Annotated in this window: 24 protein-coding genes and 1 pseudogene; 3 read left to right on the forward strand and 22 right to left on the reverse strand. The window is 61.1% G+C overall.

Annotated features, from left to right (window positions below; all coding sequences use genetic code 11):
* Positions 1–26: 26 nt before the first annotated feature.
* Complete coding sequence (locus ACMVPR_RS10460; protein ID WP_416882825.1) at positions 27–1,004, reverse strand: Bug family tripartite tricarboxylate transporter substrate binding protein; 978 nt, start codon at positions 1,002–1,004, stop codon at positions 27–29.
* Positions 1,005–1,132: 128 nt separating this feature from the next.
* Between ACMVPR_RS10460 and ACMVPR_RS10465 the strand changes: the two genes are divergently transcribed.
* Genes ACMVPR_RS10465 through ACMVPR_RS10475 form a run of 3 tightly spaced genes read left to right on the forward strand, consistent with a single transcriptional unit; the run spans position 1,133 to position 3,428 of the window.
* Positions 1,133–2,044: a LysR family transcriptional regulator gene (locus ACMVPR_RS10465; protein WP_416882826.1), complete on the forward strand. Its 912-nt coding sequence runs from the start codon at positions 1,133–1,135 to the stop codon at positions 2,042–2,044.
* Positions 2,041–2,784 (forward strand): sulfite exporter TauE/SafE family protein, encoded by a 744-nt coding sequence (locus ACMVPR_RS10470; RefSeq protein WP_416882827.1) that lies wholly within the window; start codon positions 2,041–2,043, stop codon positions 2,782–2,784. Before ACMVPR_RS10465 ends, ACMVPR_RS10470 begins: the two co-directional genes overlap by 4 nt.
* Before the next feature lie 26 nt (positions 2,785–2,810).
* Entirely contained in the window at positions 2,811–3,428 is a 618-nt protein-coding gene (locus tag ACMVPR_RS10475) for a glutathione S-transferase family protein (RefSeq protein ID WP_416882828.1), read from the forward strand.
* 27 nt (positions 3,429–3,455) lie between these two features.
* Here ACMVPR_RS10475 and ACMVPR_RS10480 read toward each other — a convergent pair whose 3' ends face one another.
* From ACMVPR_RS10480 to ACMVPR_RS10580, 21 genes and pseudogenes are all read right to left on the reverse strand, one after another.
* Positions 3,456–5,021 carry a thiamine pyrophosphate-binding protein gene (locus tag ACMVPR_RS10480; protein WP_416882829.1) on the reverse strand — a complete coding sequence of 522 codons (1,566 nt, stop codon included), beginning with the start codon at positions 5,019–5,021 and terminating at the stop codon, positions 3,456–3,458.
* Positions 5,018–6,124, reverse strand: a complete 1,107-nt coding sequence (locus tag ACMVPR_RS10485; RefSeq protein ID WP_416882830.1) for a sulfite oxidase — start codon at positions 6,122–6,124, stop codon at positions 5,018–5,020. The genes ACMVPR_RS10480 and ACMVPR_RS10485 overlap by 4 nt, the downstream gene beginning before the upstream one ends.
* On the reverse strand, positions 6,121–6,786 hold the full coding sequence (locus ACMVPR_RS10490; protein ID WP_416882831.1) for a fumarate hydratase C-terminal domain-containing protein: 666 nt from the start codon (positions 6,784–6,786) through the stop codon (positions 6,121–6,123). Before ACMVPR_RS10490 ends, ACMVPR_RS10485 begins: the two co-directional genes overlap by 4 nt.
* Before the next feature lie 103 nt (positions 6,787–6,889).
* Positions 6,890–7,846: a fumarate hydratase gene (locus ACMVPR_RS10495; protein WP_416882832.1), complete on the reverse strand. Its 957-nt coding sequence runs from the start codon at positions 7,844–7,846 to the stop codon at positions 6,890–6,892.
* Between the two features lie 109 nt (positions 7,847–7,955).
* Positions 7,956–9,719: an L-aspartate oxidase gene (locus ACMVPR_RS10500; RefSeq protein WP_416882833.1), complete on the reverse strand. Its 1,764-nt coding sequence runs from the start codon at positions 9,717–9,719 to the stop codon at positions 7,956–7,958.
* A 1-nt stretch (position 9,720) separates the two neighbouring features.
* The gene (sdhC, locus tag ACMVPR_RS10505; RefSeq protein ID WP_416882834.1) at positions 9,721–10,059 is read right to left on the reverse strand and encodes a succinate dehydrogenase, cytochrome b556 subunit; all 339 of its coding nucleotides are present in this window, start codon (positions 10,057–10,059) and stop codon (positions 9,721–9,723) included.
* Positions 10,056–10,385, reverse strand: a complete 330-nt coding sequence (locus tag ACMVPR_RS10510; protein WP_300586376.1) for a succinate dehydrogenase — start codon at positions 10,383–10,385, stop codon at positions 10,056–10,058. The genes sdhC and ACMVPR_RS10510 overlap by 4 nt, the downstream gene beginning before the upstream one ends.
* On the reverse strand, positions 10,382–11,095 hold the full coding sequence (locus ACMVPR_RS10515; RefSeq protein WP_416882835.1) for a succinate dehydrogenase/fumarate reductase iron-sulfur subunit: 714 nt from the start codon (positions 11,093–11,095) through the stop codon (positions 10,382–10,384). Before ACMVPR_RS10515 ends, ACMVPR_RS10510 begins: the two co-directional genes overlap by 4 nt.
* A gap of 171 nt (positions 11,096–11,266) precedes the next feature.
* Positions 11,267–13,513: a molybdopterin cofactor-binding domain-containing protein gene (locus ACMVPR_RS10520; protein ID WP_416882836.1), complete on the reverse strand. Its 2,247-nt coding sequence runs from the start codon at positions 13,511–13,513 to the stop codon at positions 11,267–11,269.
* Positions 13,514–13,515: 2 nt separating this feature from the next.
* Positions 13,516–13,977 (reverse strand): (2Fe-2S)-binding protein, encoded by a 462-nt coding sequence (locus tag ACMVPR_RS10525; protein ID WP_416882837.1) that lies wholly within the window; start codon positions 13,975–13,977, stop codon positions 13,516–13,518.
* 203 nt (positions 13,978–14,180) lie between these two features.
* On the reverse strand, positions 14,181–15,446 hold the full coding sequence (locus ACMVPR_RS10530; protein WP_416882838.1) for a DEAD/DEAH box helicase: 1,266 nt from the start codon (positions 15,444–15,446) through the stop codon (positions 14,181–14,183).
* Between the two features lie 249 nt (positions 15,447–15,695).
* On the reverse strand, positions 15,696–16,088 hold the full coding sequence (locus ACMVPR_RS10535) for a DUF4149 domain-containing protein (RefSeq protein WP_416882839.1): 393 nt from the start codon (positions 16,086–16,088) through the stop codon (positions 15,696–15,698).
* Between the two features lies 1 nt (position 16,089).
* Complete coding sequence (gene ubiG / locus ACMVPR_RS10540; protein WP_416882840.1) at positions 16,090–16,812, reverse strand: bifunctional 2-polyprenyl-6-hydroxyphenol methylase/3-demethylubiquinol 3-O-methyltransferase UbiG; 723 nt, start codon at positions 16,810–16,812, stop codon at positions 16,090–16,092.
* Positions 16,784–17,623, reverse strand: coding sequence for an isoprenylcysteine carboxylmethyltransferase family protein (locus ACMVPR_RS10545; RefSeq protein ID WP_416882841.1), 840 nt, complete (start codon positions 17,621–17,623; stop codon positions 16,784–16,786). Before ACMVPR_RS10545 ends, ubiG begins: the two co-directional genes overlap by 29 nt.
* Entirely contained in the window at positions 17,620–18,543 is a 924-nt protein-coding gene (locus tag ACMVPR_RS10550; protein WP_416882842.1) for an NAD(P)/FAD-dependent oxidoreductase, read from the reverse strand. Before ACMVPR_RS10550 ends, ACMVPR_RS10545 begins: the two co-directional genes overlap by 4 nt.
* 104 nt (positions 18,544–18,647) lie before the next feature.
* Positions 18,648–20,498 (reverse strand): DUF4214 domain-containing protein, encoded by a 1,851-nt coding sequence (locus tag ACMVPR_RS10555; RefSeq protein ID WP_416882843.1) that lies wholly within the window; start codon positions 20,496–20,498, stop codon positions 18,648–18,650.
* Positions 20,499–20,840: 342 nt separating this feature from the next.
* The gene (locus ACMVPR_RS10560; protein WP_416884647.1) at positions 20,841–21,722 is read right to left on the reverse strand and encodes an RNA polymerase sigma factor; all 882 of its coding nucleotides are present in this window, start codon (positions 21,720–21,722) and stop codon (positions 20,841–20,843) included.
* A gap of 114 nt (positions 21,723–21,836) precedes the next feature.
* Positions 21,837–22,070 (reverse strand): annotated as a pseudogene (locus ACMVPR_RS10565) (sigma factor); the annotation flags it as partial.
* The gene (locus tag ACMVPR_RS10570; protein ID WP_416882844.1) at positions 22,067–22,432 is read right to left on the reverse strand and encodes a YciI family protein; all 366 of its coding nucleotides are present in this window, start codon (positions 22,430–22,432) and stop codon (positions 22,067–22,069) included. The gene ACMVPR_RS10570 and the pseudogene ACMVPR_RS10565, both read right to left, overlap by 4 nt.
* Positions 22,433–22,478: 46 nt before the next feature.
* Entirely contained in the window at positions 22,479–22,922 is a 444-nt protein-coding gene (locus ACMVPR_RS10575; protein WP_416882845.1) for a hypothetical protein, read from the reverse strand.
* Between the two features lie 251 nt (positions 22,923–23,173).
* Positions 23,174–25,045: a GmrSD restriction endonuclease domain-containing protein gene (locus tag ACMVPR_RS10580; RefSeq protein WP_416882846.1), complete on the reverse strand. Its 1,872-nt coding sequence runs from the start codon at positions 25,043–25,045 to the stop codon at positions 23,174–23,176.
* Positions 25,046–25,108 lie beyond the last annotated feature (63 nt).

Below are 25,108 nucleotides of genomic sequence, written 5' to 3' on the forward strand. Positions count from 1 at the left end.
TCAATCTTGGCTCAGGGGATCAGGCGTTACCCCTCGATCCGCATCCCCAACTCATCCACCAGCTCGCGGAACACCGTGTACTGGTTGTTGATGAACTCGATCGCCTCGTCAGGGCTCATCACGTCGATGACCGAGCCCATAGAGCCCATCGTTTCCGCGAACTTGGCATCCTGCGCTGCTTCGGTGATCCAGTCACCCCATTTGGCGCTCACATCATCCGGCAGACCAGCCGGTCCGGCAATCCCTGTCCAGCCGACCAGAGCATTCAGGCGCGGCTTGCCCAGATCGTTGGCTGTTGGCGCGTCAAAGCCCACCACCGGCTCTGCCGTGGTCACCATCAGCGCCTTAAGCTGGTTGTTTGCCACAAAATTCGCCAGCGCCGATGTGTTCGTGCAGATGAATGTCGCGGTGCCGTTCAGAACAGCCGTTGCCGCAGCGCCCCCACCCTGCAGAGGAATATGCGTGGCTTCGGTCAGCGGGTTCTCGACACCGAATTCCTTGAGCACCATGGCACCCGCCAGATGCAGCAGCGATCCCACACCGGATGAGCTGTAGGTGACACCGCCCTCGGCAACCTTGGCGATCAGGTCATCCATCGATTCGATACCGCTGTTCGGGTTCACAGCGCAGGCGACCGGGTTGATTTCGTAGACGGTGACAAAGCGGAAGTCGTCAAGCGTGTAAGGCAAAGTTGCCTTCATCGCCGGGTTCACTGAATGCGAGCCAACGCGCGCAAACAGCATGGTGTAGCCATCGGGCTTTGCGTTCTGCACCGCAACCGAACCAGTTGCCCCACCCGCACCGGTGACGTTTGCCATGATGAGAGGTGTACCAGCCGCCGTGCCGAGCGCTTCCGCAATGGTGCGCGCGGAAATATCCGTTGCCCCACCTGCACCGTAGGGGATGATCATGTTGATCGGGCGTTCCGGGTATTCGGCCATAGCCGCACCTGCCATCAGGCCCACCCCGACCGCCAATACAGAACCAAGTGTCCGTAGTTTCATAGTTTCCTCCTCCCAAAATGAACTTCGACCCTATTGCGGGCTCTTGACTTACGTTAACCTTAAGTAGAGCTTTGACGAAGTAATAAAAAATTACAAGTTCTGTAAGCAAAACGAACAGAAATGCCGATATGTCGATCCGATTGCTCAAAACGCTGGTCGCAGTTGCCGACCACAAGACATTCAGCGCCGCCGCGGATGCGGTGTTCATCACCCATGCCGCCGTCAGCCAACAGATGCGGACGCTGGAAACCGAACTCGGCATCCAGCTGTTCGACCGCAGCCACCGGACACCCGAACTGACGCCTCTGGGACGTGCTGTCGTCGCGCGGGCGCGCAAGCTGGTCGCAGAGTACGACAACCTTGTGCCATCGGTACTGGGCGATGACGGGCTGACGGGTGAAGTCGTCCTTGGTGCGGTGCCGACCACGCTGATTGGCCTCGCACCACTGTCGATGTCGATCCTGCGTGCGCAGTTTCCCGACCTGCGGGTTCGGATCACTCCGGCCCTCACCTCGGCTTTGCTGTCGGGGCTGGACCGTGGGCATTACGATGTCGCCATTGTCACCAAGCCGGTTCTGATGCCGCTGGGCCTTGTCTTTCTCGAGATCGCGGAAGAGCCGCTGCACCTTATCACAGGTTCTGAAGTCACCGAAACTGACCCTGTCAAAATCCTGGAAACACAGCCCTTTATCCGCTTCAACCGCGATGCCGTTGTGGGCACGCTGATTGAGACCTGGCTGCAGGAAAACGGCATCCGCGTCAGCGAGGCGATGGAGCTGGAAAACCTCGAAGCGATTTCGAGCATGGTGCATGCGAACCTCGGCGTGTCCATCGTTCCGCGCCCCTGCGTGTCACGTCCCTATGCGATTCCGCTCAATCGACTGACACTTGGACCAAAAGCACCGATGCGCGTCCTTGGGCTGGCCTATCGAAAAGAGCACCCAAAGTTGCGCGTGATCGAAGAAATCCATGCCGCTCTCTTGCGCGCGGTCAATGACCATGCAGCCGGATCAGCAGCAGAAAAGTCCGAAGCGCAATGACGTCAGAGGCGATCCTGTTCATCACCCTTGGCGCTATTGCCGGAGGCTTCGTCAACGGACTGGCTGGTACGGGCACGGCGCTTTTTGCGCTTGGATTCTTCCTCGTTGCGCTCGACCCCGTCAGCGCAGTGGCCATCGTCGCACTCATGTCTGTGGTCACCGGGCTGCAAGGTCTGTGGGTGGTCCGCGAGGCGTTGACCCGCAACGTGCCGCGACTTCTGCGGTTCATCATACCCGGCCTGGTGGGAGTGCCCGTCGGCATCTCGCTGCTCAGCTTTGTCGACGCAGATACGCTCAAGTTGATTATTGGTGTGCTTCTGATCGTTTACGGCGGCTTCTTCAGCTTCCGCGCAAACCTGCCCAAGTTCGAACGCCGCACGCCGGTGCTTGATTCCCTGATCGGGTTGACCGGCGGTGTGTTGGGCGGCATGGCCTCGCTGTCAGGCGCGCTGCCGGTGATCTGGTGTTCGATGCGCCCGTGGCCCAAGGCCGAAACCCGCGCCGTGCTGCAACCTTTCAACGTCAGCGTGCTGTTCACCACCACGGTCATGCTGTGGTGGCGCGGGGCCTACACCGCACCTGCAATGACCGCCTTTCTGATCGCCCTGCCCACATCTCTGATTGCCGCACAGATCGGCATTGCGGTTTTCCGGCGCATCTCGGACAACATCTTCAGGCGGCTGCTGATCGGGCTGTCCCTTCTTTTGGGGCTGGGCATCCTGATCCGGGCGCTTGCTTGACCATAACCTGACCCGGAGATCGACACGTGCTGACACTCTACTATGCCAAGGGATCATCCGCCCTCGCCCCGCATATCCTGCTGGAAGAGGTCGGCGCGCAATACGCGGTTCACGAGGTGCCAATCGCCAAAGGGGCTCATAACGAACCCGCCTATCTTGAGATCAACCCCAAGGCCCGCGTGCCCGCGCTGATGACGCCCAATGGCGTGATCACCGAGAACCCCGCGATCCTGACCTACATCGCGGCGATCCATCCGCAGGCCCACATGCTGCCCGACACGCCGTTTGAACGGGCCGAAGCGGACGCGCTTTGCGCCTATCTCTGCGCGACGGTGCACGTGGCCTTTGCCCACCTGTTGCGCGGTGCCCGCTGGGCCGACAGCCCTGAGGCGCACGAGGCCATGAAGGCCAAGGTGGCCAGCAACATGCGCGACTGCGCCAAGGTCGTGGAAAACCACCACCTCAAGGGGCCATGGGCGATGGGCGACCGCTATACGTTTTGCGATGCCTACCTGTTCCTGATGCCGCGCTGGATGGAGAAGGCCGGTGTGGACCTGTCGGACTACCCGAAACTCGCTGCGCATCACGACGCGATGCTGCACCGCCCGGCAACGCTGGCGGTGATGGCGATCCACGGGATCTAGATCAGGTCACAAAATCAGGTCACAACATCAGGTCACAACCGGGGCCGGCAAGCCGTCGATCCTTACATTGACGCAGGCCGGCTTGCCCGATGCGATGGCCCGGCGCAGGGCGGCGCGCAGATCAGACAGATCGGTCACGTAGGCGCCGAAGCCGCCCAAGGCGGTGACCACCTCGTCGTAGCGAGCCTCGCTCAGATCACAGCCGTGCAGACGGTCGCTGCCGAATTCACGCATCTGGATCTGGTGTTCGGCGTTCCACCGCAAGTCATTGCCGATCACCGCGACGAAGGGCAGGTTTTCCCGCACCGCCGTTTCGAACTCGGGCAAGTGGAACCCGGCCGTGCCATCCCCCATGAGCGCCACCACCGTCGCCTCCGGGTCCGCGGCGCGTGCAGCCATCGCGTAGCAGATGCCACCCCCAATGGCCCCCGACACGCCGTTGATGATCCGGCGCGGGGAAGACACGCTGGCCTGCGCCCATTGGCCGAATTCACCTCCATCGCAGACCAGAACCGGGTTTGGCACCTCTTGCATCACCGCATGAACAGCCGCGCATAAGGTGTTGGAATTGAGGCCATCACCTGCCCCGACATTGCTCCGCCGCGCACAGGCCGCACGCACGGTGCCCAACCAGTCACCATCACGATCTGTGCCCGACCCAAAAGCCAACCCCCGCGCCACATCCACCGGATCGGCTTCGATACTGCGGGTCAGGCGTTCGGCACAATTGCGCCGCGCACGGGACAGTTCTTCGGGATCGGCATGCACCACCGCCCAACCGGCCTTTGGGGCTGCCGCCCCAAACTGCAGCGTGAAATCCATCGGTTTGCCCAGCAAGAGCACACGATCCGCCTCGGCAAAGACCTGCGCCACGGCGCCCAGCGACGGGTCCTTCAAGCCGCGCGGGCTTTCCATCACCACCACCGGCGCGCCCGTCGCCTGTTCTACCCGCGCCGCCAGACCCGGTTGCCGCGTCGCGTTGAGTGACGGGCCGAAGACGATCATCGGGCGCTGTGCTGAGTGCAGCCAGTCGCGCAAGGCAGAGACATTTGTCGGCTCCGGCGGTGAGATCGAGAGTGTCGTGGCCGTCTCGGCCTCGGCCAGAACGATATCCGCCGGCAGGGACACATGCACCGGACCGGGCCGCCCCTGCAGGGACACGCGCACCGCTTTGTCGATCACCTCGGCCAGATCGGCAGCCCGCGTCACCCGCACCGACCATTTGGTCAGCGACCGGGTCAGCGCGACCTGATCCATCTCCTGAAACGCGCCCTGCCCGTCCTTGCCCACGGGGCTGTCCCCGCTCAGCAGCAGCACCGGCGTGTCAGACGCCCGCGCGGTCAGGAGCGGGCCAAGAGCGTTCCCGAGTCCCGCCCCTGCGGTGACCAGCGCCACGCCCACCCCACGCGACAGTTGCGCATAGCCTTCGGCCATGTAGACCGCCGCCGCCTCGTGCCGCGTATGATAGAGCCGGATGCCTGCCTCGAGGCTGGCATCGAAAAGCGGCATGATCTGGTTGCCCGAGAGCGCGAAGATGTCCTTGACCCCATGCGCCGCAAGGGTCTGCATCACCACGTCGGCTCCGCGCGTCACGTGCTGGCCTCTGCCACGTGGACCCGCACGCGGTGAACGGAATTGTTGGCAAAGCCTGCCATGTCGAACGGGGCTTCCAAAGGTTGCGTGTTGCCATTGGCATCGGTGGCTCGGCACGCGAGGTCATAAACGCCCGGCGTCGCATCCCAGTCGATGCGCCAGCCGGTCCAGGCGTAAGTGTCGGGACGGCCCGTCAGTTCAGCGTCCTGCCATGTGTCGCCCAACAACACCTCGACCCGCATGATCGGAACCCCACCTCCGGACCATGCCCGCCCTTCGAGCGTTACAGGCCCCGCCTGCAACCAGCGCTGCCGCGTCACCCAATCTGGCACGCCCGGTGGTTTCATCAGCGATTTGACCCGGATCGTGGTGACCGGCGTGCCGGGGTCATTCTCGTCCTTGCGCAGGCGGTAGGTCTGCACCTGCTGAAAGCCCTGATATCGCTCTGTCAGCGCCTCAATCGTCGTCAGCCATTTGACCGACGCCATGCCGTACCAGCCCGGAACGATGATGCGCAAAGGCGCGCCGTGCTGCGGCAGCAAAGGCTGACCGTTCATGCCCCAGACCAACATTACGTCTAGCTCCGCGACCTGCTCGGGCGTCAGGCTGCGCCCGAAATAGTGCGGCTGGCCTTTGTCGAAGCCGAAATCCGCGCCGAGAAAGGCGAAATCCTGCACGCCGCTCTGCGGCTTTGCCCGTTCCAGCAGCGGCGCAAGCGGAGTTCCTGTCCATTCCGACGTGCCCACCGCCTCGTACATCCACGGCATCGAGAAACAGCGCGGGCTGACCCCGGCGCGACCGTTCCCCGCACATTCCAGCGTGACGGGACGTGTCACCTGCGGCAGCGCGCGGATCTCGTCCATCGTCAGCGCATAGGGCGCATCGAACGCGCCTTCAAAGGTCAGCACATGCGCGGCCTCTGAAAGCACCGGCACATCGAAGTGGTTGAGCAGGTAATGCGTGCCTGTGGGTGTGATCTCCAACCCCAGCGTTTCCAGCAACGCGCCTGAGTTGCGGTTCGCTAGTGCCACTTCCTCGGGCGAGAACAGGCCTTCGGTCACCTCCGGGCGCTTGGCCCCGGGTGCAAATGGGTTCTGGATCATATCACCTCGTCCGACCTGTCGTCGCTTTCGCCGTAGCGCTTGAGCACGGCGGGTTTCGTGCCTTCATACACCCGCTCGATATTCTGCGCGATCTTGGCATTCTCCCGTTCGAACAGACAATCGCCATTCATGTCAGAGGCAACGATAAACGGCCCCATCTTGTTGCATTTGATGACCCACATGGCCTGTGCAAGACCAAGTTCTTCGTTCCAATGCACCGCTTCGACACTCTCCACCCCGCGCCCCAGAAGCGCCCCGGTGCCATAGCCCACGGTCGAAAGGTAGACCGCGCCATTCGGCACGAAGTAGGATTTGTAATCCTTGGAGGTCATGCCACCCTTGCCAATGATCAGCTTCGCGCCGGTCTTTTCCATCCATTCCGGCAACCATTTGGCAAAGCGGAACGACGCTGTAGCCGTGACAGCCCCCATGTCGAAGGACCCGTCGGCGTTGATCCGCGCCGCCGGGGAACAATGGAAGTTCGCCGCACTTTCGGACGGCAACTCCATGGGAATGTTTGCTTTTTCCTCCAGCGCGCGCATGTAGACACCTTCGCGGGCCGTGTACATCAGCCCGTCCAGGTAAACGATATCACCCAACCGAAGCTCTGCAATCGCATCGGGTGTCGGCGTGGTGGATAGACGTATCTCGCGCGGCTTCATTGGCCATCCTTCCGTGAAAGCGCTTGGAGCAAGCCGCTTCGAAGCGGCTTCGCCTGCGATTTCGAAATCGCGGCGGAAAGGCTTTTCGAAAAGCCTTCCCGCCTCATTCCGCCGCCTCGCGCATCGGTTCCCACTCGACCGTTTCGCGCCGCTGGTAGGGCGTGAACCAATCGGGATCGGTGCGGTGCTCGACCCGGCCATCGGGATAAATTCGCGCCACGGCCCGACGCGAGGACAGGCAGAAGGCATGCACCGACATGGGCATCCCCCCGGTGTGGCAGTAGCCCACCTCGATATTGCAATCGATCACCATGTTCTTGCCGACAAAGCCCATCGCGCCCATGCCGATGGAGTTGCCCAGTTCCTTGAACTCGTCCTCCATCGCGGCAATGCGCGGATCGGAATTGCGGCTGCCCACGGTGCGCAAGACCGAGGCGCGCTTGCCCAACGTCATGCAGATGTCTTTCGACCCACCAAGACCGATCCCGATGATCGCCGGCTGACAGGCCAGACCGCGTTTGCCGAAAGCCATGAGGCTGTCGAGGTAGAAGCGTTTGATCCCCTGGATGCCGTCGCTCGGGAAAAGCATCCGGTAATCCGTGCCGAAAAGTCCGCCCTTGTGGACGGTGATCAAGTCGATCCACTCCCCTTCCGGCTCGAACCCGTATTCGATCTCGGGCGCGCCGATACCCACGTTGTTGTTGTGATCGGTCCGCCAAAGCGGATGCACCCGGTTCGGGCGCAGCGGCACACTGTTGGTCGAGATGGCCGTCGCCCGTCGCAGCGCGGTTTCCAGCGCGCACATGCCGCCCTCGACCTTGGCGTCATTGCCCAGCTTGACGAACCAGCGCGGCACGCCGGTGTCACCGCACATCGCGCGGCGGTCTTCCTTCGCCGCCTCGTAATTGTCGAGCATCGCCTTGAGGACAAAGGACGACAGGTCGCCGTCCTCGGTTTCGGCCGCCTTTTTCAGACCGTCGAGGTAATCCTCGGGGATCTCGATGGCGGCTTTGTCCATCAGAGCTTCGGCGGTTTTCTGGATCAGATCGATCGGGATCATGCTGTGCCTCCGAATGTCTTTAGGAGCGTCATCCTCAGGCGTAACCCGAGGATCTCTGGCCATACAGATCCTCTGGTCGAGCCCGAGGATGACGAATACCAACCAGCCATCACTGCGCCGCCACCAATGTCTCCGGCTCCCCCTCAGGCAGCACGGTTTCGCCCGGGCGCACGATGGTGAACTGCACATCCTCGCGCCCCACCTCGACCGCGCCATCCACCTGCCGCGCGATGGTGAAATAACTGTCCTCCATCGCGCCCGCGTCGGGGAAATCTTCGCGGTAATGCGCCCCGCGCGAGTTCTCCCGCGCCAGTGCCGCCTTGGTGATGACCTCGGAAATATCGCAGAGCGACCGCAGGTTCAGCCAATCGTGCCAGGTGAGGTTGAACGCCAGATTGTCGGCGGCAACCCCCACATCGCCCAGCGCGTCCGAGATCTCAGCAATCCGCCCAAGTCCGCGCTTCAGCCCGGCTTCGGTGCGCATGACACCCACCTCGTCCCACATCGCCTCCTGTAACTGCTTGCGCAGCGGCAGCACCAGCTCGGGCTTGCGCGTCAGCGGATGACAGGCGCGCATCAACTCCGCTTCCATCACGCTCTCATCCGGATCGCGCAGCGCGTCCATGCCACGAATGTCGGCCCCCATCACGTCGCCCGCGATACCACCATAAACGGTGGAATTGGCCACGCCATTGCCGCCCAGCCGGTTCGACCCATGCGCGCCGCCTGCGTCCTCCCCAGCCACGTAGAGCCCTTCCATCGCCGTGCGCGTGTCCACATCGACCACCACACCACCCATGAAGTAATGCGCGGTAGGCACCACCTCGACCTTGCCCGCAGCCAGATCAAAGCCACTATCGGCACAGCGTTTGACCATACCTTTGAATTTCTCGCGTACGAAATCCGGCCCGAGATGGGACATGGAGATGAACACACCCTCTTGGTCCGGATTGTTGTTCTTGCGCATCTCGGCATAGATGCCCCGGCTGACCACATCACGGGTCGCGCGTTCGCCTTTGGCGTCATAGTCGAACATAAAGCGCTGGCCCGCGTGGTTCACCAACTGCCCACCTGCCCCGCGCAGACCTTCCTCCAACACCGTCCCGGTCATGCGCGTGTGATCACCCGCAAGCAAGCCGGTCGGATGGAACTGCACCATCTCCATATCGCGCAGCGGCAGACCCACGCGCAGCGCCATGGCAAGCCCGTCCATCGTCTTGTCACCAGACGGCGTATGGTACTTGTACATGGTCGGGCCACCACCCGTCGCCATCAGCACCGTCTTGGCGCGCACGAAGCGGAACCGCCCGGTGCGCATGTCGATCATCAGCACACCCGCCAGTGCCGATCCGTCCTTCGTCGGGATCAGACCAATCGCGCGGTGTTCCTGCAACTTCTCCACCGGGCGCGACAGAACCTGTTCCATCAGACGGTTGATGATCTCGATCCCCGTCAGGTCGCCTTTGTGAACGGTGCGGTCCGCGGTCTGACCGGCAAAGGCCTTTTGGTGCAGCGACCCATCGGGGTTTCGATCAAAGAAACAGCCGATCTCGTTCTCAAGCTCGCGAATACGCACCACCGCCTGTTCGCACAGACGCCACGCCATGTCCTGATTGGGCAGCCATTTGCCGCCCTCGATCGTGTCCATGAAATGCCGCTCGACGCTGTCGCCGCCGCCCAAAGCCACATTGTAGCCGCCCTGCACCATCCGCGTGCAGCCGCATTTGCCGATCAGACCCTTGACCGCGATGGTCACCTTGGTGCCCTCGGGCGCGCTCTGCATCGCGTGAAGTGCTGCAAACATGCCAGCGCCGCCCGTGCCCAGGATCAGGATGTCGGTGTCGTGCCGGTCGATGTCTTTTGTCGTGAACATGTCAGATCGCCTGCAAGAGGAAGGTTGTCGAAACAAGGAACGACCCGGCCACCGCCGCTGCCGCCCATGTCTTTTGCGGCGCGGACCACGGCAGCCATTCCAGCGCGATCAGGCGCAGCCCGCCAAAGAAATGCACCGCCAGAAGGAAGACCAGACCGAACTCGGCCAGCTTGACCAACGGCATCTCGGTCAGCGTCAGAAAGGCGTCCAGCTTGGCCGCATCGTTCAGCGCATAGGACAGCACCCAGAAATGCAGCGGCAGGAAAAGCGCAAGGCCCAGACCCGAGAGCCTGTGCAGCAGATAGGCCAGCCAGAGCGGATGAGCGCGCGCGATCTTCATGCCGTCACCGCCCAGACCGCCTGTGCGCCCAGCGCCAGAAGGCCCAGCCCGATCACCGCTGCGACCCCATCGCGCGCGCCCCCTCGCAAGCCCGCCCACTCGCCAAGGATGGTGCGCAACCCGATGGCGGCATGGATCGACACCGCCACCACGAACAGGCCGTAGAAGGCAAACCAGAAGGCCGATCCCTGCGTCCGGCCCAATATTTCCGCCGCCGACAGCCCGCCTTGGATGGCGTAGATCATCACGCCGATATGCACGATCACGAACGGGGCCATCACCAAGGCCGACAGACGTTGCGCCATGTAGAGGTGGAATTCGCTCATCCCTTGCGCCCTCCGAAAAACCGCTTGGCCGTTGCGCGCTTCAGCCCCGCAATGGCCGACAGCGGGTCCAGCTCGTTCGGACAATAGGCCGTACAGGACCCCATCGAATGGCAGGAATGGCATCCCCCCTTGCCCGAGACCGCATCAAGGATTGCGTCGCGGTCCGCATCCTTGGCGTCATTATAGAGAGTCCACGCCCGTTGCAGCGCGGCGGGACCAAGGTAATCGGGATTGCCCGCAACCGTATCGCAGGCCGAATAACAGACCGAGCAGTTGATGCACTCGATCCCGGCGTTCGCCTCTTGCCGGTCCATCGCCACCGGATCAATCGCTTCGATGGCATCATCCCGCGTCCGCGTCGGGTGGTGCATGCCTTCGGCAGATACCCATTTGTCAAAGAACGGGTCCATGTCGGCGGCGAGATCCTTGATCACCGGCAGATTACGCAGCGGGCCGACTTCGATGGCATTGCCATCCAGAACCTTGCTCACATGGGTGCGGCAGGTCCAGCGCGGCACGCCGTTGACCATCATTGCACAGCTTCCGCACATGCCGACCCGGCAGGCGAAGCGGTAGGTCAGGGTTGGATCGGCGTTCTGCTGAATCCACGACACCACATCCAGAACGGTCTGGTTGTCATAGGCCGGAACCTCGAATGTCTGGGGCCGCATGGGCGCGTCGGGGCCTCCGCGTTGCACCGTCACAGTCAAGTGGTCTCGCTCTGGCACCTGAGAGCCCGCCTTTCGTCATTCCCAATGATGACCTCTAGGATAACGGTCAGCTACGGTAACGAAAAGGCAAATAATTTAACCGTATTTGTAAGTGATGCTTTCAAGACGTAAGCGCACAATCTTTTACCATCTGGTAAAAATCTCTTTGCCTCACACAAAATCCACCGACTTGCTGAACGGCATCTCCCGCAACCGCGTGCCCGTCACCGCCCAGATCGCCCCCGCCAAGGCCGGTGCGGCAGGCGGCACAGGCGGTTCGCCGATGCCAAGCACGCGGTCGCCGTTTTCCAGCCCGCGCACAAAGATGTTGGGACATTGATGCAGGCGCATGCCGGGGTTCAGGTCGAAATTCGACTGTTCGGCGATGCCACCCGCATAGGTGATTTCGGAATTCATGGCGTGACCCAGCGCATAGATCACCCCACCCTGCACAAGGTTCTCGAAATTGACCGGATCGACAACCCGGCCCACTTCGGCAGCAACCCAAACATTGTCGATGCGAAGGCCCGCGTCCGTGTCGGTAACCTCGATCACCTGCGCACAATGCACGCCAAACGACTTGGTCAGCGCCACACCGCGTCCGGTCTTTGACCCATTCGCAAGCCCACCAATGCCGGACCAGTCCGACATCTCGGCCACCGCCTCCAGTGCCTGCCGCGCCAGCGGATCGCTGCAGAGGCGCAGACGTTCGTCCAAAGGGTCGGCGCCCGCAGCTTCGATCAACTCGTCGAGGGCAGCGTTGTAGAAAAACCCGTTGGAGGATGCGCCGACCGAGCGCCATGAACTGATCGGCGCAAGCTGCTGGGCGCGATAGCCCGTCACGCGCTGGTGCGGGATAGCAAAGGGCTGTTCCCACGCGCCCGCCACGATCTGGCTGTCCGGTCCGGGGGCGGGTTGGTTTTGGCGGCTGAGTTGCGAGGCCATGACCGAGGGCATGGCGATGCCCAGATCCAGCGCCTCGACCTGCCCGTTCGCCACCTTGCCCCGCATCCGCGCCATTGCGATCTGGCGTGGGAAGTCGTGGATCATGTCCTCTTCGCGCGAGAGGGTCAGCTTGACCGGCGTGCCTTTCATCTGCATCGCGATTTCGGTCGCCTGTTTGACCACCTCGTCTTCCAGCCGGTGCCCGAAACTGCCGCCCATCATCAGAACATGTACGGTCACATTGTTGGCCGGGATGCCGGTAATGCGGCTGACATTGGCCTGAATGAAGCGCGGGATTTGTGTGCCGGTCCAAACCTCGGCACGGTCGTCGTCGACGCGGACAATAGCGTTGACCGGCTCCAATGGCGCGTGGGCCAGATACGGCGCGCGGTACTCGGCGGTGAGGACCTCGCCATCGCTGAGTGCGGTGTCCACATCACCGTCGTTGCGTTTCTGACTGTCCTGCGCGTCAGGCGTGAACGCCGCCTCAAGTGCGGCCCAATGCTCGGCTTGCTCAAGCGGAAAGCTTGGGTCTTCCCAGGTGACGTTGATCGCCTGAGCGGCGCGGAACGCGCGCCATGTGTTGTCGGCGACAATCCCAAGCCCACCGGAGATCGGGACTACGGCTTTAACGCCTCGCATGGCCAGCGCTTCGGAGGCGTCATAGTCCGTCATCCCGCCACCCTGCGCGGGGTTCATCAGGACGGTGGCGTGGACCATGCCCTCGACCGAAGCGTCGATGCCGTAGTCTTGCGTCCCCGTGCTTTTCGCCAGCATGTCGATCCGCTGCATCGGTTTGCCGATATAGCGCCATTGCGATGGATCGCGGAGGGGAACGTCCTGCACCACCTTGGCCCCGGCCAGATCGGCGGCGAGGCTGATGTAGGGGATTTTTTGACCATCTGGTAAAATCACGTTGCCGGACGCGGTGGTGAGGTCCGCGACCGCCACACCTTCACGTTCCGCAACCACGGCCTTTATCGTCTCGCGCGCAGACGCGCCTGCCAGACGCAGTTTTTCGAACTGATCGGGCACGCTGGTCGAGCCGCCGGTGATCTGCAGACCCATGACCTTCATCACAGAGTTCACCGCCCCTTCGGCCATGTCCTGCATCATGCCAGCGGCAGGCACCAGGAATTCTGCGGCCTCGGCCGCAAGTGCGGTGTTCCAATAGGCAGGGCTGGGCGGGCCGGGATCGGCCTTGATCTGGTCGAGATCGACATCCAGTTCCTCGGCAATGAGCGCGGCCTGAACGTGGTAGACCCCCTGCCCCGAATCCGCGCGGGGGGTGATGAGGGTGATACCGTCAGGGGTGATCTTGACATAAGGCGTCAGCACCGCCTCGCCCACGGCAGCCGTCAGCGGGTTCTCATGCGGTTTGCGCACGGTGTAGACGCCAAAGGCCACACCACCGGCAACTGCGGCAGAGCCAATAAGAAACGTGCGGCGGGCGATGGTTTTGAGGCGTCCCATGATCAGCCCTCCTGCATCTGGCTTGCGGCGCGCTTCACAGCGGCGCGGATGCGGGGATAGGTTCCGCAGCGGCAAAGATTGCCGGACATGGCGTCGTCGATCTCTTGATCGGTGGGTTGCGGATTTTCGGCGAGAAGAGAGGCGGCCTGCATGATCTGTCCGGACTGGCAGTACCCGCATTGGGCCACCTGTTCGGTGAGCCATGCCGCCTGCACCGCGTGCAGCGCGTCGGGAGTGCCAAGACCTTCGATGGTGCGGATGTCCGCACCTTCTGCGTCGATGGCCCAAGTCTGGCAGGAGCGGACGGCAACGCCATCCAGATGCACCGTACAGGCTCCGCATTGCGCGATGCCGCAGCCGAATTTGGTGCCGGTCAGACCAAGCTCATCGCGCAGGACCCACAGGAGCGGCATGTCGTCTTCGACATCGACCTCGTGAAGCGTTCCATTGATCCTGAGTTGCATCGCGGCGTGCTCCCTCTGTCACTGGCTTTGACCTCAACATAGGACCGGTCTGGCCGTGTGGGAGGGGTGACCTTGGGGAAATTGCGGGGCGCTGCGCGACTTGAGATCGAAGCGGCGGGGCCGCTCCGACAGGTGGGGGGACGCTGTCCCCCCCCATACCCCCCTGAAGTATTTGAAAACCGAAGAAGGGACGCGAAGGTCTCTTAAGCGGCTTTGCGCGCCCGGTTGCGGCGGCGGCGGTTGCCGTTCGGCTTGGCCGCCGCACCGGCGGGGCGGCTTTGCCCACCTTTGCCACCACGCCCCTGACCACGGGTCTGCGGCTTGCGGGCGACCGGGTCTTTCGGAGCCGAACCGCTTGCCACAGGAACGTCGATTTTCATCAGCTTTTCGATCTGGCGCAGCAGATCCGCCTCATCCGGCGCGCAGAAGGCAATCGCCTCGCCTTCACGGCCTGCACGGGCGGTGCGGCCGATGCGGTGGACGTAGTTGTCGGGCACATCGGGCAGATCGTAGTTGATGACATAGGCCACACCGGGAATGTCGATGCCGCGCGCAGCCACATCCGTGGCGACCAGCACCTTGATCTCGCCATCGCGGAACGCCTTGATGGCGCGATCGCGTTGGCCCTGGCTTTTGTTGCCGTGGATGGATGCGGCATTGTAACCGTCGGCCACAAGACCCTTCATCAGCTTTTCCGCGCCGTGTTTGGTGCGGGAGAAGACGAGAGTGAGCGCATCGAGGTCGCGCGACAGGATTTCACGCAGCTTGGCGGGTTTGTCGGCCTTGGACAGGTGATGCACCGATTGGGTGACCTTGTCGGCAGCCTTGCCCGGAGGGGCGACCTGCACACGCTGTGGATTGGTGAGGTACGCCGCGCTCAGGTCTTCCATCTGTTTTGGCATGGTGGCCGAGAACAGCATGGTCTGACGCGGTGTGCCGAGCTTGGGCGCGATGCGGCGCAGGGCATGGATGAAGCCCATGTCGAGCATCTGGTCGGCCTCGTCCAGCACGAGGTGCTTGACGGTGCGCAGATCAACCGCCTTGCGGTCCATCAGGTCAATTAGACGACCCGGTGTGGCGACCAGAATGTCCGTGCCTTTGAGCAGGTGATGGATCTGCTTGTTGATGGACTGGCCACCGACCACGACATTCACCTTGAGGTGGGTTTTCTTGGTCAGGGTGCGCAGCGCTTCGGCGATCTGGTTCACCAGTTCGCGGGTCGGTGCGAGGATCAGCGATTTCGCGGTTTTCGCGGCAGGGCGTTCGGGCATGTCCATCAGGTGGCTGACCAGCGGGATGCCGAAGGCCATTGTCTTGCCGGTGCCGGTCTGGGCAAGGCCCAGAACATCGTTGCCCGCCATGGCAAGCGGAATCGCCTTGTCCTGGATCGGGGTGGGTGTGGTGAGGCCAGCGTCTTTGAGAGCGGCGAGGAGAATGGGCTTGAGGCCCAGAGTGTCAAAATCAGACAAAAGGTATCCTTTGCGACCGCATGCGGTTGCGCACACGGAGGGTATGGTGCCGCATCATCGCGGCAAACGAGGGCGTCGCAGGACCTTAAGACATCACGGGACCGTCCCGTACCGTCTGGTACTGCGTCAGGGACCCTGCGTGATGGGGAACTGAATTCTTGTATCGCCGGTGCGCCCAAGATGACGGGCGCGGCAAGCTCACGCGGCTGCGCGGCGATGAGGTGCACATGGGGCCTTAGCCCCGCGAAGTCAACCGATAAAGCGGTGCAGCACATAGGCTGCGGCAACAATGTGGATCAAAGTGATCACAACTGAGAGGCCGTGCAATAAGCCGAAGCGGCGTTTGTTGCCGACATCGGTGGCGGCATTGATCGCGGGCATCAGGATTTGGCGGGTTGGGATCGTCGTCAGCGCGATGGCGGCCATGATCGCGGCACCTAGCGGGTCGGTCATCGCGAGGAACACAGCTGACAGCCCTGCCCCGGCGATGACGAAGAGATAGAAATGTGGAAAGGCGCGGCGGATGGTGGGGCCTGCGGTTTCGGCTGGAAGGGCGGTGAAGAGGAAGGCCGCAAAGCCGAAGGAGTAGAGCACCATTCCGCCGAAAAGGAGTGCGGTCGAGAGCAAGGCAAGGGTTGTCATGTCAGGCTCCTGTCTGGTCGGTTCTGCGGGCGGTGCCCATGTAGATGATCATCGTTCCCGGAACGCGACCGAAGGTGAAATCGCCCTTGCAGTTGATCCCGCGCGGGCCGAGGCCGACCATTTGACCCACGGCAAACCCGGCGGTTTCCAATTCGGCGCGGAGTTCTGATGGCTTGATGAACATGTCGGGGTCATGGGTGCCCTTGGGCAGCAGTTTCAGCACATCCTCGGCCATGGTGATGGTCGCCAGCCGCGCGATGGGATTGCGGTTGATGGTGTCGAACAGGAACATGCCACCGGGGCGCAGGACGCGGCGCACTTCGGAGATGACCATGGGCAGGCTCTGTACATGTTCGAGAACGTCGACGCAGACCACCGCGTCAAAGCTTGCATCTGGATAGGGCAGCGCCTCACCCACTCCAACGTCGTAGCGGATCGTCTTGCCTTCGCTCTTGGCATGAGCGCTTGCAGCAGCGATGGCCTCTTTCGCGGGGTCGATTCCGGTGACGCGGGCGCCGCGGTCGTCAATGGCTTCGGCCATGAAGCCCCCGGCACAACCAAGGTCGAGCACGTCCTTGCCCTGCCAGTCGAACTTGCGGTCAAACCAGCTGAGCCGCCCCGGCACCATGTTCTTGAGCGTGCGGACCCAGCGGATGTCGTCGGACCACCAGCGGTCGGCCACATCATCGTAAATCTCAAGGTTGTTGCGCCGGGTTTGCGCCATCTTTCGGCTCCTTGGTCGTAAGTTTCGGCAGGACGTAGGGCACGTTGGCCCGATAGCGATGGAATGCGGCAGCATAGCGCTGTTCGAAACGTTTTTCCTTGAGGCGCGGAGCAAACAGACAGTAGGCGGTGTAGCTGATTGCGAGCGCCAGTTGATCTGGCGTCCAGACCGGCACCGCCCAGAGCGTCAGCGCAAAGGCCACATAGATCGGCTGTCGGATCAGGCGGAAAAGGCCTTGGGTCGGCATGTCTGGGAAGACCGGTTTGATCTTTCCCATAAGCGACATCCAGCCCAGCGCGCCCGATTGCACCTCGGCCCCGGCGTCAAAGCTGGCCTTGAGCAACAGGAGCCATGTGGCGGCGTATGCCGTGCAGATCAGGGCAAAGGCGGTGCCTTCGGCGCGATACCAGATGATGCCGCTGGGGGTCCAGAGCAGGAAAAGGGCGGCCAGTTGGATCGAGGCGATGATTGCGTAGGTGGTGGTGGCCAGCGTGCCACCATGCGGACCGGGGATCAGGCGGGACACGATCTTTGTGCCGCGTTTGGACAGCAGGAAAGAGTGGACCAGCGGGAATTGCAGGATCAGCGCCGCATTGGCGAGGATGGCCCACGGCCACGGAACGGTGCCAAAGCTTTCGCTCATACCGAAAAACATGGCGGCCATCATCGACAGAACGGCGATGGCGAAGATCACGTGGCAGAGTGCGCCCATGGTCACGGCAAGCGCAATGCGGCCCTTTCCCGGAGGCGGGATGAGTGCGGCGCGGATCAGGGTGATCAGCCGTTGGATGCGCGGATCGTTCAGGGTCATGCGGCGCGCAGGATATCGTCTGCAATGGCAGTCCCACTTTGCCATGCGTGTTCGATGTGGGGTCCAAGGCACCAGTCGCCACCTGCGTAGAGCGTTCCATCCGGAGATTTGACAAAGGCTTGGCCAAGCGGCTGGGTGACCAGAGCATAGCGCCAGCGGTGCGCGGTGTCATAGGCGACGTCGGTCGCGGCAAGACCGTGATGGGCCAGAAAGATGTCGAGCATCAGCGCGGCGATCTCGTCCTTGCTGAGTTCCAGATGGGCGACGCTCCATTCGGCACTGGCCTGCGCGACCCAGCAGTTCTGCGTTTTCCGACCCGGTTTGGTGCTGTCATGGGCGATCCACACAAGCGCGTCCGTCGGGTTGGTCTGAGTGGCTGGCGCGTCGATGCGTCGGTTCAGGGCGACCATCAATGTGAGACTTGGGGCGTAGGTCACATGGTCCAACGGTTCGGTCAGCGCGCGCCCCACCAACTTTATCGTTTGCGGAACAGGGGCGGTGCAAACGACCCGGTCGAACGTGCCAAGCGGTTGATCTGCGGTCAGGTCCCAGCCCGCAGCGCTGCGTGTCACCGATGTGATCTCGGTCGCCTGACGCAGGTCAAGGTCCGTAGCCAAAGATTTGGCAAGCGCCGTCATCCCGGGGGTGCCGACCGCGTGCGACACCCCATCGCCAGTGTTCCAATCCGCGACGTGGCCAGATGCCCTGGCTTCATCAAGCAACGCCTGAAACCCGGCGCTGTCGCAGGGGATCATCTGTGCGCCGTGGTCGAACTGAAATCCACCATCCGCGCGACGGGTCGCCATACGCCCACCAATGCCGCGCCCCTTGTCGAAGACCGTCGGCGCCATCCCGGCCCGTGCCAATCGGTTTGCGCAGGCCAAACCGGACATGCCCGACCCGATGATCGCAATCTTCATGCTGCCCCGCCCTGTGTTTTGGTGGTCTCTGTCATGGGGCGGTAGCTAAAACGAACAGCGCGCCCGTCGAGGGGCGCGCTGTCGCAGTGTTTGGTCTCTACGGATCAGATCGCGAAGGGATCGTCGACGATACCAACGAGCTGGATCAGGAAATCTCCGCCATCCGCCGCAAGCGCTGCATTGTAGATCGCGTTTGTCGCTTCGAACGCGGCGTTGATCGAGCTTTGGTCGCCCCGGATGAAAAGATCCATCACCGAATCCGCTTCGGTCACGTCGGAAAGTCCCCGGATCACGGCGAAATACGTGCCGATATCGGTCTTGTCCGAGAGGTAGGCCCGGTCGCCCAGTTGCAGGTCGATGAACTCCTGCGAGGCGCTGCTATCGGGATCGGCTTTGGCACCGCGCAGCACTTCGAGAATGAACTGATCGCGGGTCACACCCCCGCTGTCGAGTGCGCCCGCCCAGAAGTCGAGACCGTCCTGATCCGGCGTCCGACCCAGCACGTTGTTGTAGACCTGTGTTGCGAAATCCAGATTGCTCAGACTGTCAGGATAGGCAGCACGGGTTTCCGCCTGATCGAGGAACAAGGTCGCGATCGATTTAAGCGAGAACCCGTTGGCAAAGGCCGACCCCCAGAAGTTGAGGCCTTCGGCATCGGGAGCACGGTTGAAATAGGCGATGTAGAGTTCGACAAAGGTGGCGATCTCCTCTGCACTCAATGACGCGATACCGACCTGGGTTGCCAGATTGAAATCGGCCGCATCGCCGAAGGACAGGAATTCGATCTCGCTCAGCGCGTCGGTGCCTTCAGCGCCGGAGCGGTCGATCACTGTCACGCCGTCTCGTTCGATCTGGATCGTGAAGCGCGCCTGCGGGCCGGAATAAACCGCCGTGTCGCCTGTACCGTCACCGCCAAAGAGCGCATCATCATCCGCACCGCCGGTGAAACGGTCGTCCCCGCCGAAGCCGAACAGGATGTCCTGCCCAAGCCCGCCGTTGAAAATATTGGCAAGGTCATTGAGATAGAACCAGTCGCCTTCGTCCGATCCGTCCACATTGCCTTCAAGATTGACGACAAAGGTCGGGTCCGAATTGCGCGAGCCGAGGATCAGCTGGTTCAGTGCGCCAGCCACTCCCGGCAGGACGCCGGTGATCGCACCGACAACCGCCTGGAACTGCGCCAGAGCCAGCGACTCGAACGCACCAAGGTCGACATCGTCCGAAGTCGTCAGCGTTGCACCAAAGCCTTGCAGCGCCTCAAACGCAATCGCCGACGCGGTTTGTGCCGCAGCCTCGGCCTGTGCCAGTTGCACAGCGGTGATGCCGGCACCGAAAAGATCATTGATCAAAGAGGTTTGCGAGTTGAAATAGGTCAGGAACGCCTGGCTCGCCGCTTCGCCGACAAGCGTCCAAAGCTCGACCAGCGATCCGCCCGTAAAGGCATTGCCGGGCGCGAACCAGCTTCCCGTATCAGGGTCGATGGTGAAGGTGGGAGATGTGAAGAGGCCGTTGAAATCGGTCCAGAGCAGGTTTGCAAGACTGGCTTCTGCCTCGTCAAAAGCCAGACGAAAATCGTCTTCGAGCGTGCCTCCATTGCCGTCCAGACCCTGCACGTTGATCAAAAGCGTTTCGCGCGGCACACCGAACAACAGGGAACGGGCTTCGTCGAAGGCGGCCGTCAGCAGGCTGTAATCACCCGCCGCCCAAGCCTGAAGGAAGGACAGGGCCTCCGGTTCGATACCGGGCTGCGATGTGATGATGCTCAGCTGTGCCGCAATGATCGGCTGAAAATCCCGGAGCGTTGTTTCCGCCAGATCAAGCAGATCAAGATACTGCCCAACCGTCAGCGCCAGCAATTCGTCTTCTGTTGTCGGCGCCGCAAGCCCACCAAAACCGGCAATCGGACCCAAGGATGCCAGCGTTGCGGCAAGGCTTTCTTCAAATTCGTTTTCCATAAACTCTGCAATTTCCCCAAAGAGTTACGATGCGTCACACAATCCGTGTTTGCCTGAGCAAGTCAATCGAGTCGGGGTCGGAAGTCATGAATTCCTTGCCTCCAGTTCATCCGATCCGCTTGGTTGCCTACAAGCTTGGCGCTGGGAGGAGATGCCCCTTCCGAAAGTGCGCAACCACGTCGATTGACCGCGTAGCGTCGACAGCGAGCAGCGCGGTCAACCTGAAGCGGATCAAAATACGCCAGTTCGAACTTCGCCGAAGTCGATGGCCGTTCTTTGGTGGATGATAACGGAGGGGACGGGACGGAGATCCGACGTTCTCCATCCCTGAGAGAACGTACATTATTGCTTTAGCAAAAACTTTCTGACGGCTGGGTCTTGTGTCAACTCGATGGCACGACGGAGGCTTTCGGCACGGCCGACTGCATCACCTGCGAGTTCCGCGACCCGTGCCCGCGCCACCCACCAAGGTTGGTGCACCGCGACACGATCCCTGGGCAACGCCTCTAGCTCGGCCCATGCCTGAATCGGATCCCCCGCCTCCGCAATAACGACGGCGCGGCCGATCCTTGACCCCAGGCTGCCGGTCCGGTCGACGAGAAGATCGTAGAGTGTCCGGAGCGCGGCGAGGTTAAGCCGTCCCGTCACAGGGCGCTGGATATGGACCGACTGTATTGCGGCCTCGCACTGGAAGCGGCCGAAGCGCCCCGCCTGTGACGCGCGCGCTAGAAGGCCCTCGGCTTCGATGACCATGTCGCGGTTCCACAGACGCGCATCCTGCCGGTCGAGCGGCACGAAGTGGCCGTCCGCATCCCGCCGCGCCGGACGGCGTGCCGCGCAATAGAGCATCAGGGCGAGAAGGCCCATCGGCTCAGGCTCGCCCGGCATTTGCGCAACAATCAGTCGGGCAAGCCAGATCGCTTCGCCCGTCAGAGCATCCGGGTCGTCGGTCATGTCCAATGCGTCCCAGCCTGAGCCAAACGCGGCGTAGATCGCCTCGAGCACGGCGTCGAGCCTTGGGGCCATGTCCTCCGGTTCGGGAACGGCGAAGGCGATGCCCACGTCGCGGATGCGCGCCTTGGCACGAACGAGCCGCTGGGACATCGTGGCTGTCGGGAGTATGAAGGCGAGGGCGATCCGCGCGGCATCTATCCCGAGCACGGTCTGCAGGATTAAGGGTGCGCGCGTGGCCGCGTCGATGGCGGGATGCGCGCAAACAAACATCAGTCTTGGCCGGTCGTCTGATTCCAGTACCTTCGTAAGCCCATTGTTTTCGATTTCCTCGATTCGGAGGAGAATTTCCGGCTCGGCTCGTCGTCGTACCGTCGCGGCCCTGACGGCGTTCCTCATCCGATTGCGAGCGGCGGTGACAAGCCAGCCTTCTGGGTTTGCGGGCAAACCCTGTTCCGGCCAAACCCGAAGAGCCGCGACGAGAGCATCCGACAAAGCGTCCTCCGCGGCGGCGATGTCCCTGTCCTGCGCTGCAAGGATGGCGACGAGCTTGCCGTAACTTTCCCGGGCGGCGCGTTCGGCCGCCCGGGCTGCACCGGATGAGCCGTCCGCCCTGGTCACGCCGGCAGGGTCGGCATCGGCAGGATGGGACGCACCTCGACCGAAGCGGTCCGGGCCGAGGGCGCCTTCTCGGCCCAGTCGAGCGCTGTATCCAGATCGGGCACCTCGATCACGAAATAGCCACCAAGCTGCTCCTTCGTGTCCGCGTAGGGGCCGTCCTCGACCACGCGTTTGCCGTCCTTCAAGCGTAAGGTTGTCGCAGCGTGCGGCCCCTGGAGGCCATCGCCCTTCACGATGATCCCGGCCTGCGCCATGGCGCCGATGAAGGCTGTCCACCCGCCCCAGTATGTCTGCGCGTGCTCGGGGTCATTTCGCTGGGCGAAGTCTTCCTCGGTTTCGTTCAGAATGAGCATGAATTGCATGTCGGATTCTCCTCGGTGTTTGATAGCATCGTTCTTGAATTGGCGATCAGTCTTTCGCGGCGGGATGACGGCTCAGTGCGAAAAGCAACGCGGCAATCGCGACGACTGTGGTCAGAATGATGACCTGCGGCGCGCCGAGGGCCGCAAAGACGCCGTGAACCATGTCGCCGATCCACAGCGCGACATAGCCGATCAGCGAGGTCAGCAGCACCGACATCGCTGCGGATTTGCGCAGCAGCAGAAAGATGCTGCCTACCAGTCCTCCGGACACACCCACGGCAAAGGCGAGCGTCATCCAGAACGGATAGCCCGTCATTACGGCGGCCTGTTCCGGCGTCATGCCGGACGCGATCAGGCTCGCTTCGGTTGCGGTGACGGAACCCGCGAACTGGACGGCGCCGAAAAGGTTCCAAGCGACTCCGCCAAGCGCGGCGACTGTGAACCAGAGGGGCGTGAGATTGCGGGCGGGTTTGAGGAAAAGTGCGGTCATTGGCTGTCTCCTGTCAGGTCTGGAAGCCGCCGGAATGGCGTCTTCTGATCGGATGACACCTGAGGAAACGTGATTTCGACAAAAGCCCAAAAAAAATGAAGAGCGTTGGACCTGGGTTGTGAAATCTGGCGGAGGCTCAGTCCGCCTACTTAATCCACCAAGACATTGAAATATATTGACTTTTCTTGGTTACTAAATAATTATACCACACAAAATACCACTCATTGATACAAAAGCAAACAATTTCACGCTTAAGCTACCTGCTCCCCCCAAGAGCCTTCGTCATCTTGATCCGAGCCAGCCTGCTTCTTCATGGCGCTCTCGATCAAGTCAAGGAGCTTCTGCTGTCTGACAGACATGAACGTTTCGTACTTGTCTTCGCGAAGCAGTATTGGATCGATGAGATGTGACTCCAGGTACCTGTCTAGCTCCTTAGGATCAACATTTTCAGCGTCAGAAGAACCAGCTTCCAACTTCTCAAGATACTTTGACGGGGCGTCACCGCCAATTATGCGGTTTGTACGTGCTGACAATGGCGTCTTATTGATGATGGAGTCGAACTCTCGCCCTTTGCCGTTGGCCAAACACCATTTTTGCGGAAAAATGTGATGAATATCCACCGCTTCATCAAAGAAACTTGTGTGTTCAAATTTTTGACCAGACCGAAAGTCCTTTGCCCCGCTCTTCATAAGAAGCGCGTTTACGCCTTTATATGCAGCCGAGAGGCGCATTCTCATGGAAAGCAGTCGGTCTCGATGAAAATTGGCTTCCAAGACTGTCTTGGGCATTGGGCCGCCTTCAAACCATGCTGGAACTTCCATAAAATCTGATCCTATGCGCGTATCAACAGCCGAGCCGTACAGTTCCCCAAAGACGCCGCACCAATACCATTGCGCTAGTTTTTCTCGAACCGCCGCGCTCTCCCAACTCTGGCCAATATCAGCAAGTATCGCGGCTAGAGGTATGACCTGCGTTTGATACGGCAGGTCACGGACATAGAAGATACTGAACATATGCAAGAGCTTCGCAGCCCTCTCAAAACCGAGCAAAGCTTTCTCCCGATAAGTAAGGTATGCGGAGAGCGGCAAATTCAACAAGGCCGCGCGCTTTCCTGTAACCTGTGGAAGATCTTTACCCTGCTTGCCTTCGCCAACTGCCGCCAGTCGCAAATCACGCGTGTGGAACAAGGAGATAACCTGAAGGAAATCGGTGTTGTCCACCTTGCTAAGCACGCCTTCCTTCTTTTCCCCAATGGAGTTGAACGCTGCAATTTGGGCAGCGTAACCGACTTTGCTTTTCCCATCTCCATACCAGTCATCGCGCAACTTGTGACCCTCGGCGGCATACATGGCTGTAACCAACTCAAAAGCATCGAGAGCTTTACCACCGGTGTTGACCTTTTCGAAAACGGTACAAACAGCCTCTTTGCTTGTCGACTTTCCTAAAGAAATAACGGGTACATCATACCCCCTAAAGACACTTATAAACTGCTGCTCAAAAGGAACGATCACGTCACTCCAAAGTTCACCAAACGTGCCATTCTCATTTAGAAATGTGATTAAATCCCGCTGCCAGTTGTTCCAATTGAATGTCTCACATATCGGAAAGATAAGGTTCTCGAACTCATCAGTTTGGGTTTGAAGATTCAGGCCGGATGGCCATCGATCACTCGACTTGAGCTTCTTGTCTTCCGGCACTGAAAAAATGGCGTCTACTTTGTCAATAGATGGATCAATTGCTGCTCGAATGTCGATGTAAAACCATCTTTTAATCTTCTTATGCTTGATTGTCGTCGTCTCAACAACTTCACCACGCATGGCAACCTGATATATTGACGTCAACCGTTGCTGCCCATCGAGCAAAAGCTCTTCTGGCGGGTATTGAGTTTTCTCATCCACGCCTTGGATGGGTCGAGGGTGAAAATTCACGTCACCACCCGTCTTCAATGTCATGATTGCGCCAATGGGAAAGGCGCGGGAGATGGACGCGAGAAGATCAATTATACGGTCTTCGTCCCAAACCCATGACCGCTGAAAATCGGGGAGCTGTATCTTCCCGTTCTTTGCTTCCTTAAGCAAGTCTTCCAATGAGCGCGGGTTCGTGGTGAATGTCGTTAGTTCCATTTTAGCCTCGGATTACTTCTGTCATCTGACTTCCAAAATTAGCAAACGAGCTGGATGTCCCGC

The sequence above is a fragment of the Marivita sp. genome, assembly GCF_048006345.1.
In the GTDB taxonomy this organism is placed as follows: Bacteria; Pseudomonadota; Alphaproteobacteria; order Rhodobacterales; family Rhodobacteraceae; genus Marivita.